Origin of the sequence: Desulfuromonas sp. (assembly GCF_002868845.1) — a bacterium.
Classification (GTDB): Bacteria; Desulfobacterota; Desulfuromonadia; order Desulfuromonadales; family BM501; genus BM501.
In genome coordinates, this window is sequence record NZ_PKUB01000044.1 from 97995 (window position 1) to 109485 (window position 11491).

Below are 11491 nucleotides of genomic sequence, written 5' to 3' on the forward strand. Positions count from 1 at the left end.
TAAAGACCGAAAAGGAGGCGTTCCATGGGCGATGGAAAGCAAGGGGAGGATCACGTCCTGCGCCTCTCCCGGGTTGACACGAAAATCCTGCCCCCGGATGGAGGCCCGCGCTACAACCGTCTCATCTTCTGCAAAAGTCCCTACCTTCTGCAGCATGCGGAGAATCCGGTCGACTGGCACCCCTGGACAGAGGAGGCCTTTGCCCGGGCCTTGTCCGAAGACAAGCCGGTCTTTCTCTCCATCGGCTATTCGACCTGCCACTGGTGTCACGTCATGGAGCGGGAGTCCTTCGAAGAAAAGGACGTGGCGGCGGTCATCAACCGGGACTTCATCCCCATCAAGGTGGACCGCGAGGAACGTCCGGATCTGGACAACACCTATATGACGGTCTGCCAGATGATGACCGGCAGCGGGGGATGGCCCCTCACCCTTCTGCTGGCGCCCGACAAAAAACCGTTTTTCGCCGCCACCTACCTGCCGCCGAGAAGCCGGCAGGGGGCCATCGGACTGGTCGAACTGCTGGAAAGGGTCACCCAGCTCTGGAGAAGCGACCGGGTACGACTGCTCCAGACCGGGGAGGAGGCGAGCCGGGCCCTGATCAGGCTCGACAACCAAGCCGGCGGGGAGAAGGCACCGGACGAAGCCCCTCTCGGCAAGGCCCTTAGACAGTACTCGGAGGGCTTCGACGAGCGCTTCGCCGGTTTCGGCCCTCCCCCCAAGTTCCCGACCCTGCACAACGTCTCACTGCTGCTTCGCCTGTGGCGCCGCAGCGGCGAAAAGCGGGCGCTGGAGATGGCCCTGCAGACCCTGCACGCCATTCGCCGCGGAGGGATCTTCGACCAGCTCGGCGGTGGCCTTCACCGCTATGCCGTCGATAGGCACTGGCTGATCCCCCATTTCGAAAAGATGCTCTACGACCAGGCCCTCGCCGTCCCGGCTTTCCTGGAGGCGTTCCAGGCCAGCGGCGATGTGGCCCTGGCCCGGGCGGCCCGGGAGGTTCTCGACTACCTGCTGCGTGAGCTGGCCCACCCGGAAGGAGGGTTCTACTGCGGAGAAGATGCGGATTCGGAAGGGGCGGAAGGGACCTTCTACCTGTGGACCCCCGCCGAGGTGGAGGAGGTGCTGGGGAAGGAGGCGGGGGGACTGTTCTGCCGCGGCTACGGCATCTGCGAAGCGGGCCACCTGGAGGGAAAAAGCATCCCCCACCGGGCCGGGGAAATAAAGGACCTTGCAGAGAAGGAGGGGATCGAGCCCGGGGCGTTGGAAGCGGCTCTGGCCGAGGGACGCCGGGCCCTCTTCGAAGCCCGGCAGAATCGCGTCCGTCCCCACCGCGACGACAAGATCCTGACCGGCTGGAACGGCCTCGCCATAGCCGCCCTGGCCCGGGGCGGGGCTGTCCTCGGCGACCCGGAGGCGGTCGAGGCCGCGGCCCGAACCGCCGATTTTCTCCTGGCGCGGATGCGCAGCGAAAGCGGCCGTCTCCTGCGCCGCTATCGCCTCGGGGAAGCGGCCATCCCCGCCTTCCTGGAGGATTACGCCTTTCTCCTCCACGGCCTGCTGGAGCTGTACCAGGCCGGGTTCGTCCCCCGGCGCCTGGAGCAGGCCCTTTCCCTGGCGGGGGAGATGGATGAACTCTTCAGCGATGACAGAGGGGGATACTTCGATACAGGCCGCGATGCGGAGACGGCCCTGGTACGAGGCCGCTCCAGCCAGGACGGCGCCCTTCCCTCGGGGGCCTCGCTGGCCTGCCTGAGCCTGCTGAGGTTGGGGCGCCTCTGCGGCGATTCCGGCCTTGAGAAAAAGGGGGAGAGGCTCCTCGGCTCCCTCCTCCCCCAAGTGGTCCGCCACCCGGCAGCCTACTCCCAAACCCTGATCGCCCTCGATTATGCCCTGGGCCCGAAGAGCGAGGTCGTGGTGGTCGCCGCACCCGGAGGCGAACCGCCGGATCATCTGCTGCAGGTTCTGCGGGGGAGATTTCTGCCCCACACGGAAGTGCTGCTATACCGCCCCGGAGACCGGTGCCTGGAGGCCCTCTCCCCCCTGGTTCGGGGCAAGGAGCCGTCAGATGGTCGCGCCGCCGCCTTCTTGTGCCGAGAGCAGAGCTGTCAGAAGCCGGTCACCGACGCACGGGGACTGGAAAGTCTTCTGGACGAAATTTCCGCCTGAGCCGGCACTCCCTTCATCGCCGCAGTTTTCCTCTGACATCCCCCAGGCCGATGATATTCTCGACGATCCCGCGGGCCGGCCGCCCTTTGGCGTCGAACCAGACGAATACCGAACCGCCACCCGTGTCGAACACCTCGGGATCGACCGTCACCTGACCGAGCAGCCCTCCCCGGGGGAAGAAACGGTGGTCCCGCCACAGCTCGGGACGGAGCATCTCAATGACGATTTCCGAGACCTCCTGGCGACGCATGGTGGGAATCACATAGCGCCCGCCGGCCTCGACGGGTCCGTACACCCCGATGCGGAAGTTGAAGAACGCGGTCAGAATGTACTGTACATCTTTGTCGTCCGGCAAGGGGAAGGTCTTCTCTTTGGCGAGCTTGCCCTTGCGGAACTGCTGATAGCCGATCTCTTGGCCCTCGTAGTCGAAGGTGTACTTCTTTACGCGGTCGATGCGCTTTTTTTTCTTCTTCTTGATGACGTGGGATTCATAAACGAGGGGGCGCAGGCGCCCCTCCGGGGTCAACTCCATGAGGGAGACGTAGCGCTGGACCTGGTCCCGGGTCAGCCAGGCGGCCACTCCCAGGGTCCGGGCTTCGAGAACCGCCCGATAGGTGTTGGGCTCCTCCGCGGCGGAGAAGGAAAGGCGCCCTTTGGCGAGCCGGTCAAACCAGAGAAAGGCAATGTCGTAGCTCAGGGACTCCCCCACCAGGGATTCCAGGGATGCGGGGCCCTGGGGAATCTCTGCCGGTTGCGTCTCCGCGGCCGCAGGTGCAGCCAGCAAAAGGGCCGCAAAGAGCAGAACAAGGCATCGTGTCAGGATCGAGAATGTCATCGAAACAGCAACAGGATGAAGAGCAGGTAGCCTCCCAGCAATACCGCGCCCCGCGGCCGGTCCAGAACCAGGCGCTTGTACGCCAGGGGAATCAAAGCCACGCTTAACAGCAGCATGACCGGGTACTGGAAGCCTAACACGGAGGGGTCGACGGTCAAGGGGCGGACCATGGGGCAGACCCCCAGCACGAACAGGATGTTAAAGATGTTGCTGCCGATGACGTTACCGATGCTGATGTCCATCTCCCCTTTCCAGGCGCTCATAAGCGAGGCGGCCAGCTCCGGCAGGCTGGTACCGAGGGCGACCACCGACATGCCGAGCACCAGCTCGGAGATGCCCAGCGCACGCCCGATGGTCAGCGCGGACCGGACCATGAGTTCGGCCCCCACCCCCAGCCCGACGATCCCCACGATGATGAACACCACATCCTTCGCCCGGGCCTGGCTCTCCCGGGCCACCACCTCGGGAGGGGCCTCCTTCTCCAGGCCCATCTCCCGGGCATTGCGCAGGCAATAAACGAGAAAAACGAGAAGGAACAGAAACAAAACCAAGCCGTTGCCGAAACTGAGCCGGCCGTCGATGGAAAGGAGATAAAGCAGTACGGAGGCCCCGATCATGTACGGAACCTCCCGCTTCAGGGTGCCGGCGGGAACGCTCAGGGGGGCGATAAGAGCGGCGACCCCGAGAATCAGGCCGATGTTGGCCACGTTGGAGCCGATAATGTTCCCCGCGGCGATATCCGAAGACCCGCGAACGGCGGCGAACAACGAAACCATCATCTCCGGCATGCTGGTGGCAAAGGCGACGATGGTCATGCCGATGACCAGGGGCCGGACTCCGTAGGACAGAGCGAGGCGTGAGCTGCCGGTGATGAGATACTCGGCGCCGTAGTAAAGGAGAAAGAGGCCGGCAAAAAAGAGCAGTACGGCAAGAACCATGATATATTCTGTCCTGTAGCCCCCGGGCAGGAAGCCCATGGAGAGTGAGTAAAAAGATTTCCGAAACGCAGTTTAATACCTGCATTCTGGGAAGTCGAGCCGAAAAATCCGATCCGGCCAATCAGCAACGGTCTTTGACATGTTGGCCTTTGACCTTGACAAACCCGAGCCCGCGCAATTAATATCCATATATTTTATTAATAATCGAAGGGGTGTGGGAGAAGTTGGCAATGGAAAAGATGGAATTCGATAAGATGTGCAGCTATGAGCGCGAGGCTGAAATCCTCAAGGTGCTCGGGCACCCCGTTCGGCTGAAAATCGTCGGCGGCCTTATGTCCCAGAGCTGCAACGTGAAGAAAATCTGGGAGTGCCTGGAGCTCCCTCAGGCCACAGTATCCCAGCACTTGGCCCTGTTAAAGAACAAGGGAATCATCGAAGGCCGCCGAGAAGGCGTGGAGGTCTTTTACCAGGTCACCTCCGATGAAGCCCGACGCATCGTAGGCGCCCTGTTCGAGGCCGGCCCCTGCAAATGACCCGACTCACCCTCCGCCCGGGACGCGACCGCCGGGTCCGGGGTGGGCATCCCTGGGTCTTCAGCAACGAGATATCTCTCATCGACGGAACGCCCCCCCCCGGCGAGGCCGTTGAGGTCTACGCCCACCGCGGAGAATTCCTCGGAACCGCCTATTACAATCCCCACTCTCTCATCGCCGCCCGCATCCTGTCGCGGGAGAGCGAATCGATCGACACAGCCGCCTTTTTCCGCCAGCGCATCTCCCGGGCCCGGGACTACCGCACCAGCGTATACGGTAAACTGAACGCCGTGCGCCTGGTCCACGGTGAGGCGGATGGGTTGCCGGGCCTGGTGATCGACCGCTACGGCGAGGTCCTATCTGTGCAGTTGCTCACCGCAGGCATGGACCGGCGCCGGAACCTGATCCTCGAGGCTCTGGACGAACTCTTTTCCCCCGCGGCGGTCATCGCCCGCAACGATGTGGGAGTTCGGGAACTGGAAGGACTCCCCCGGCAGGTGGAACTGCTGACGGGCCAGCTCCCCGACCGACTGGTCGTCACGGAGAACTGTCTGGACTTTCGGGTCGATGTCGGAGAGGGGCAGAAGACCGGGCACTTCCTGGACCAGAAGGAGAATCACCTGGCCCTGCGGGGCAGGGTCGAAGGGAAACGGGTCCTCGACCTGTTCTGCTACTCGGGAAGCTGGTCGCTCCATGCCGCCCGTTTCGGGGCCAGTGATGTCACCGGAGTGGACATTTCGAGAACGGCCCTTGCCCTTGCCGAGGAGAATGCGCGCCTCAACGGAGTGGAGGAGCGATGCTCCTTTGCCAAGGCCGATGTGTTCGAATTGCTGAGGGAAAAGGAGCGAAGCGGGGAGCGCTTCGGCACCGTCGTCCTCGACCCTCCCGCCTTTGTGAAAAGCAGGAAAAAACTTCCCGAGGCCCTGCGCGGCTACCTCACAGTCAACCGTCGGGCCATGAACCTGGTGGAACCGGGCGGTTTCCTCTTCACCTGCACCTGCTCCCATCACCTACAGCGCGAAGCGTTCATCGACATGCTGCGCCAGGCCGCCGGCCAAGCCGGACGCGGAGTGCGCCTGCTGGAAATCCGGGGCCAGGCCTATGACCATCCCGTGCTTCTGAGCTGCCCGGAGACCGAATACCTCAAGTGCGCGGTCCTGCAACTCCTCTGACCCAAATCTCCTGACCAGACCCTGCCGCGAGGCGCTCGCCTGCTATTTCCCGTCGCGGATATTGGCCACCGTCTTGCCCCTCAACCCCCAGTTCTCTGCGGGAACCTCCTCGATAATCACGTGAGTCGTCTCCGGGTTCTTGCCCAGAACCTCGGTGACCACCTCCGTCATCCTCGCGACAAGCCGGCTTTTCGTTTCGTTGCTCGCCCCTTCCACGGTCTTGACAATAACTAGCGGCATGAAGCCCTCCTCTTTAATGATATTTTCCCCCAGTATAGCGGGAGAGGGAGGAGTTTCAAGAACCGCGAAGGAGTGCTCCGCCGGGCTTGCTGGCCAGGCCGTAGATGACCCGGTAGGTGGCGGGAATGCGGCCGTCCCGGGCGTAACGCTCGGCGTAAAGTGCCATCATGCGGGAGATGACCCGGCGCGGAGCCAGGCCTGGGGGGCGATGGGCGGAAGCGTTGGCGGCCCCGATGCCCTTCAGGCAGCGAAGCAGGGAGGGAACGTCGCGGTGGGACTCGACCTCGTCTTCGGCGAAAGCATGAATGGATGAAAACCCCGCCGTCCCCATGGCCCGGCGAACCTCCGCCAGCCCCGGGAACTCCTGGACGTGGGAGACACGGCGCCCTCCGGTTTCGGCCAGCGCCAGGCGATGGGCCTCCTTGAGTTCTTTCAGGGTCCCGTCCCCGAACAGGGCGAAGGCGAACCGTCCCACGGGGGCGAGCACCCGACTTCCTTCTGCGAACGCCCCGGGCAGATCATTCACCCACTGGTAAACGGAAGCTGACAGCAGAAGGGAAAAGGATCCGGTCCTGAAGGGAAGGGCCTGGGCGTCGGCATCGACCGCGGCGGATCCGGCCAGAGCCGCCGCAGCGTGGCAGGTCATGCCGTGGGAAAGGTCGGAAATCACAAGATCAAGGCCGGGACAACTCCGGAGCAGGCGGCGGTCCAAATCCCCCGTGCCGGTCCCCACGTCGAGGGCCGGTCCGGGACCGACCCCGCTTTCGCCGATCAGTTCGACAAGGCGCGACGCCACCCGCTTCTGTACGACCGCATGGAGGTCGTACTCCCGGGCATGGGAAGAGAAGTGCCGACGCACGGTGCCGATATCCACCCGGTCGCCTCTCACGACAGGAACTTCCGCCACAGGCCGAAGCTTTGGCGCGGGTGGCTCAAAAAGGGTGCGTGCCCCGCATCTGGGAGCAGGACGAGGCGCCCCCCGGGAAGATGCTCGGCCAGACAGCGTCCCGCATCCGCAGGGATGATGCGGTCCAACGCCCCGTGCACCACCAGGGCCGGACATCCGACCTCCGCCACCGCCCCCCTCAGATCGCCGCCGGCCAGCCCCTCGAGGGCGGCCATGGCAGCCTCTGGCCGGGGCGGTCGGGCGGACCGCAGGGCAAAATCGACGATCTCGCCGTATCGCCCGGGGGGGAAATCCTCCCCCTGGAACTGCAGGGCGAAAAACTCCTCGATCGTTTCCCGAAAGCGGCGCTTCAGGTTGCGGGCCATGGACTTCACCTGCCCCGGCGGCAACCCCGCCTCCCAGCCGCGGCCGGCGGTAAAGCGAGGGGTACTGCTGGCCAGGATCACCCTTTCCACCCGACAGGCCACGGCGGGATAGAGTTTCAGCAACACCTGCCCCCCCAGCGACCATCCGACCAGTGCCGCCCCCTGAAGGCCGAGCCCTTCTATCCAGGCGGCGAGGTACCGGGCGAACCCCTCTGGGGAGCAGTCGGTTCCTGGGTCCGACGCGCCGTGTCCCGGCAGGTCGGGTACCAGTACCCGGAATCGGTCAGCGAACTCCTCCAGGGCTTCGCCGAAGACCGCCGAGGACATGGCCCAGCCATGGAGCAGGACCAGCGGCGGACCGGCGCCGGCCTCCCGGTAGGCGAGCAGGCGGCCGTCGGGCAATCGGTACCGCATCACGCCGTCCCTTCGCCGAGTGCCGCCAGGATGCCGTCGGCCGCCCGAAGCAGATCCTCGGGCCTGTGGGTCGCCATAACCGTGGCCCGAAGGCGGCACTTGCCCTCGGCAACGGTGGGGGGCCGAATGCCCTGAACGAACACTCCGGCCTCCAGCAGTCGCTCGGTGGCCGTCATGGTCGGCTCCGGCTCCCCGGTGAGAACAGTGACGATCTGGCTTCGACTGCCGAGAAGATCGAGCCCATGCCCTTCGAGCCGTCCGGCAAAGAGGGCGCGGTTGCCCTCCAGGCTCCGGCGCAGCCGGGCCCCTTCGGCCCCTTCGACGATATCCAGAGCGGCATAAGCGGCCGCCGGGGCCGCAGGCGGCAGGCTCGTCGAAAAGATAAAGGGACGGCTGCGGTTGACCAGGGTGTCTATGACCGTTCGCCCGGCCGCGAGGTAGGCCCCGAAACAGCCGAGGGCCTTGCCGAGGGTTCCCATGTGCAGGTCGACCGCGCCGAGGCATCCCAAGTGCTCGGCCGTGCCCCGGCCGCCCTCCCCCAGCACGCCGGTGGCATGGGCATCGTCCACCATGAGCAGGGCGTCATGGCGCTCCTTCAGGCGCACCAGTTCGGGAAGGGGGGCGAGATCTCCGTCCATGCTGAAGACCCCGTCGGTCACGATCAGCCAGCGTCCCTTGCGCCTCGAAGCCTCGGCCTCCATGAGCCCCTCCAGAGCCTTCACGTCGCGGTGGGGATAGGCGAGAACCCGGGCCCGGCTCAGCCGACATCCGTCGATGATGGAGGCGTGGTTGAGCGCGTCGGAAAAGATCAGGTCGTCGGGGCCGAAGAGCCCCTGCAGGATTCCCGTGTTGGCTGCATAGCCGGAATTGAAGAGCAGGGCCGCCTCGGTCCCTTTGAAAGCGGCGAGGCGCTCCTCCAGAAGGGCGTGGGAGGACATGGTGCCGGAGACCAGGCGGCTGGCCCCGCTGCCGGCGCCAAATCGGGATGTGGCACTCAGGGCGGCCTCCACCAGGGCGGGGTGACTGGCCAGGCCAAGGTAATCGTTGGAGCAGAGCAGCAGGACCTCGCGCCCCTCCAGAACGACCCGGGGGCCCTGCGGGCTTTCGACGGTGCGCAGGGTGCGCAGCATCCCCCGACCGCGCAGCTCTTCCAGTTGGCGCCTCCAGTCTTCCATACTCATCCCTTCCAGACCCTCTGCGGGTGAAATTCGCCCATCCCGTCGACAAGCAGGGCCGAGGACTCGAGAGAGGCGATGACCGCATCCAAGCCCGAGCCCTCTCGTCGCAGGAAAATGGCCCGCCCGCCGCGCTCCTCCCCCTTCGGCTTGAGATGGGGAAAGCGGACGTACCCCAGGGCCGGAGACGCCACGTAGCCAGCGGTGTAGTCCGGGTCGTCGGACCAGCAGAGTTCGGCGACAATCCCCGGGGCGGAGAGAACCTTGGCCGCCAGCACCATCGCCTCCCGCACGTGCTCGTTGTCCAGGCCGAGAGGCCCAAGGACCCGGCGCAACTGCCGCTCGGCGTCCCGGGAAAGGCCCATGCGGCTGGCCCGCACCCCCCTGGCCGGGTCCGGCTCGAGGCGGTCCCCGGAATGGGCGTCCACCAGCATCGCGCCGCGCATGCTCTCCCCCCCCGGCGCAGCGCCGGCGGCCAGGGTGGCGACAGCCTGCTCGGCGGCACCGGTGGACACCCCCGCCTCGGCCAGAAAGTATAGGGCGGCCTCGCGCCCCTGCCGCCAGTCCTCTACCACTATTGTGGTCAGGTCGGGAAGCCGTCCGGTGCGCACCTCGGCCGCCTCAACGGCGTCGACAGAAAGGCGAACGGCATCGGCCCGCCCCCGGGGATGTTCCAGGGCGCGGCGCACCAGGGCCGCGGCCAAACACTCCAGATCCCCAGAAGGGGCAAGCCCTTCTGCCCCGGAAAGATGGGCTCCTCCGCGGGTGGCGTGCATGCGAATGCTGTACAGATCCTGAGTCATGGCGCAAAAAACTATCACGCCCCCAAAGAGTTGTCAACCTCGCCCCCTCGGAAGGTTGACAACTCCCCGCCCTTTTCCCCCGGGCCCTTTTGTGTTAATTTATTCAAAACCTTTTTTCCGCCGCCCCCCCACCGACCCGGCCCGTGCCGGTGAAAGAAGTCAAGACACCCCATGCTGCAGACCGCCCAGCCCCTCCTCTTCGCCGCCTTTGCCGCCTACCTTGGGTCCGTCGCCCTTTACCTGGCCCACCTGAAAGTGCGGAACCGATGGGTCTGGCGCGGCGCCTTCGCCCTGGTCGTGTCCGGGTTCCTGCTTCAGAGCGTCGTCCTCGGCCAGCGCTGGCTCAGCGCTGGATACCTTCCTGTGACCAACCTCTTCTCCACGCAGTTCTTCTTCAGCTGGTCCCTAGCCGCCACTTACCTCTATTTCGAACTGCGCTACCGCATTCATGCCGCGGGCCTGTTCGTCATGTTCCTCAACCTGCTTCTGCTCGGCAGCGCCCTGCCCCGGGACCCGGCCCTCCCCCCGCTGATCCCGGCTTTGGACACCCCCCTGTTCACCCTGCATATCATCTTCTCCTTTTCGGGCTACGCCTTTTTCGCCATGGCCTTCTCCCTCGGAGTTCTTTTCCTGGTACAGAAGCGGGTCGGCAGCCCCCTCCTTCCCGAAACCGCCCTTCTTCGCAAGCTCAACGAGGAGGCGGTCTTCCTCGGCTTCTGTCTCTTCACCCTGTGCATGATCTCGGGAAGCATCTGGGCCTACGTCGCCTGGGGATACTACTTTTCCTGGAATATCAAAGGGGTCTGGTCCTTCATCGTCTGGCTCTTCTACGCCGGAATGTGCCACGCCAAGTTCGTCCGGCGCTGGCAGGGGACGGGCTACGCCCTCCTCTCGATCGCCGGCTTCGCGGTCGTCCTCTTCACCTACCTCGGCATCGGCCTGCTCCTTGCGAGCAACCATCCCCTGGAGTAACCCGGCATGAACGACCGATCGCTGCTCCGCAAATCATGGGCCCTGCTCTGCTCCCTGAAGCTGGCCATCGTCCTCGCCTCGGCCGCCACCCTGCTGTCGGTCGGGGGTTCGCTGGTCATGCCCTTCAACCCTCGGGTATTCGGCGCCATGGACAGCATGCCCCTGGGACAATGGTTCTCCTCGACCGCAGCCGGAGCCCCCGGACTGTCCTGGTGGCTTTATGCCGTCTCCGCCCTGATCCTGCTGCTAGGGCTGAACACTCTGTGCTGTTTTCTCGACTGGTTGCCCTGCCTGCGGATGCGCTGGCGCAAGACCGGCGAGTACCTCATCCACCTCGGCTTCGTTCTTGTCCTGACGGCCTTCATCTGGGGGAGTCTGGACGGCATCCGCAGCGAAGGGAACCGCATCTTCGTCGGAGAGACGACACCTCTGGAAGCCATGCCCGGTTATTCCCTGCGCCTGGAGGCCTTCGAGCCGGTGATCGCCCCATCGGGCCGCCCCATGGACATGCTCAACACCCTCGCCCTGCTCGCGGGGAACGAGGTCGTGATGCGCCGCATCGTAAAGACCAACTCTCCCCTGACCTATAAAGGGCTGGCCGTGCTCCCCGCTTCCTACGGGAACATGGTGGAGGGGTTTCGCTTTTTCATGGCCGGCGCCGGAGAGACCGTCCTCAGGAAAGGCACCCGCCTCGACCTTCCCGGCGGCGCGACCCTCCGGGTTCTGAATTTTCTCCCCCAGGCGCTCAGGCAGGCCGACGGGGGGGTGGCGAACGGGGGAGAGGCCCCGCGAAATCCGGCGATGGAATTGGAACTGCTCCGCCCGCACCGGGAGCCTTGGCGGGGGTGGTACTTTCTTCGGGAGGGACTTCCCTTTCCCCTCGTGGAGACCGGGGTCCGTCTCTGGCCCACCAATCCGGTCTTCCGCCCCTACAGCCTCCTTACCATCAACCGCGATCCGGGTGCGGCCTT

Annotated in this window: 12 protein-coding genes; 5 read left to right on the forward strand and 7 right to left on the reverse strand. The window is 65.0% G+C overall.

All coding sequences use genetic code 11. The annotated features are described in order from the left end of the window. Positions 1-24 precede the first annotated feature (24 nt). Positions 25-2166: a thioredoxin domain-containing protein gene (locus C0617_RS13730; RefSeq protein ID WP_291317606.1), complete on the forward strand. Its 2142-nt coding sequence runs from the start codon at positions 25-27 to the stop codon at positions 2164-2166. Between the two features lie 13 nt (positions 2167-2179). On the opposite strand, the gene C0617_RS13735 is transcribed toward C0617_RS13730, so the two are convergent. Then, positions 2180-3001, reverse strand: coding sequence for a DUF3108 domain-containing protein (locus tag C0617_RS13735; RefSeq protein WP_291317607.1), 822 nt, complete (start codon positions 2999-3001; stop codon positions 2180-2182). Further along, positions 2998-3939 (reverse strand): calcium/sodium antiporter, encoded by a 942-nt coding sequence (locus C0617_RS13740; RefSeq protein WP_291317608.1) that lies wholly within the window; start codon positions 3937-3939, stop codon positions 2998-3000. Before C0617_RS13740 ends, C0617_RS13735 begins: the two co-directional genes overlap by 4 nt. Positions 3940-4178: 239 nt before the next feature. Between C0617_RS13740 and C0617_RS13745 the strand changes: the two genes are divergently transcribed. Both C0617_RS13745 and C0617_RS13750 read left to right on the forward strand, forming a co-directional pair. Next, entirely contained in the window at positions 4179-4472 is a 294-nt protein-coding gene (locus tag C0617_RS13745; RefSeq protein ID WP_363324340.1) for a metalloregulator ArsR/SmtB family transcription factor, read from the forward strand. Beyond that, on the forward strand, positions 4469-5644 hold the full coding sequence (locus C0617_RS13750) for a class I SAM-dependent rRNA methyltransferase (RefSeq protein ID WP_291317610.1): 1176 nt from the start codon (positions 4469-4471) through the stop codon (positions 5642-5644). Before C0617_RS13745 ends, C0617_RS13750 begins: the two co-directional genes overlap by 4 nt. 42 nt (positions 5645-5686) lie before the next feature. On the opposite strand, the gene C0617_RS13755 is transcribed toward C0617_RS13750, so the two are convergent. The 5 genes from C0617_RS13755 to C0617_RS13775 are packed head-to-tail and all read right to left on the reverse strand — an operon-like array spanning position 5687 to position 9548. Then, positions 5687-5884: a 4-oxalocrotonate tautomerase family protein gene (locus C0617_RS13755; protein ID WP_291317611.1), complete on the reverse strand. Its 198-nt coding sequence runs from the start codon at positions 5882-5884 to the stop codon at positions 5687-5689. Positions 5885-5939: 55 nt separating this feature from the next. Continuing rightward, positions 5940-6758: a methyltransferase domain-containing protein gene (locus C0617_RS13760; protein ID WP_291317612.1), complete on the reverse strand. Its 819-nt coding sequence runs from the start codon at positions 6756-6758 to the stop codon at positions 5940-5942. Between the two features lie 11 nt (positions 6759-6769). After that, positions 6770-7570, reverse strand: coding sequence for an alpha/beta fold hydrolase (locus C0617_RS13765; protein ID WP_291317613.1), 801 nt, complete (start codon positions 7568-7570; stop codon positions 6770-6772). Next, entirely contained in the window at positions 7570-8745 is a 1176-nt protein-coding gene (bioF, locus tag C0617_RS13770) for an 8-amino-7-oxononanoate synthase (protein WP_291317614.1), read from the reverse strand. Before bioF ends, C0617_RS13765 begins: the two co-directional genes overlap by 1 nt. A 2-nt stretch (positions 8746-8747) precedes the next feature. Beyond that, complete coding sequence (locus tag C0617_RS13775) at positions 8748-9548, reverse strand: 6-carboxyhexanoate--CoA ligase (RefSeq protein ID WP_291317615.1); 801 nt, start codon at positions 9546-9548, stop codon at positions 8748-8750. Positions 9549-9719: 171 nt separating this feature from the next. On the opposite strand from C0617_RS13775, the gene ccsA reads away from it, so the two are divergent. After that, entirely contained in the window at positions 9720-10520 is an 801-nt protein-coding gene (ccsA, locus tag C0617_RS13780) for a cytochrome c biogenesis protein CcsA (RefSeq protein WP_291317616.1), read from the forward strand. A 6-nt stretch (positions 10521-10526) separates the two neighbouring features. Next, on the forward strand, positions 10527-11491 hold a 965-nt coding region (locus C0617_RS13785; protein ID WP_291317617.1), incomplete at its 3' end, for a cytochrome c biogenesis protein ResB.

Coding starts and splice junctions, on each gene's coding strand:
- C0617_RS13735 (WP_291317607.1), bottom strand. CDS start 3,001: ATGACATTCTCGATCCTGACACGATGCCTTGTTCTGCTCTTTGCGGCC.
- bioF (WP_291317614.1), bottom strand. CDS start 8,745: ATGGAAGACTGGAGGCGCCAACTGGAAGAGCTGCGCGGTCGGGGGATG.
- C0617_RS13750 (WP_291317610.1), top strand. CDS start 4,469: ATGACCCGACTCACCCTCCGCCCGGGACGCGACCGCCGGGTCCGGGGT.
- C0617_RS13730 (WP_291317606.1), top strand. CDS start 25: ATGGGCGATGGAAAGCAAGGGGAGGATCACGTCCTGCGCCTCTCCCGG.
- C0617_RS13745 (WP_363324340.1), top strand. CDS start 4,179: ATGGAATTCGATAAGATGTGCAGCTATGAGCGCGAGGCTGAAATCCTC.
- C0617_RS13755 (WP_291317611.1), bottom strand. CDS start 5,884: ATGCCGCTAGTTATTGTCAAGACCGTGGAAGGGGCGAGCAACGAAACG.
- C0617_RS13765 (WP_291317613.1), bottom strand. CDS start 7,570: ATGCGGTACCGATTGCCCGACGGCCGCCTGCTCGCCTACCGGGAGGCC.
- C0617_RS13775 (WP_291317615.1), bottom strand. CDS start 9,548: ATGACTCAGGATCTGTACAGCATTCGCATGCACGCCACCCGCGGAGGA.
- ccsA (WP_291317616.1), top strand. CDS start 9,720: ATGCTGCAGACCGCCCAGCCCCTCCTCTTCGCCGCCTTTGCCGCCTAC.
- C0617_RS13740 (WP_291317608.1), bottom strand. CDS start 3,939: ATGGTTCTTGCCGTACTGCTCTTTTTTGCCGGCCTCTTTCTCCTTTAC.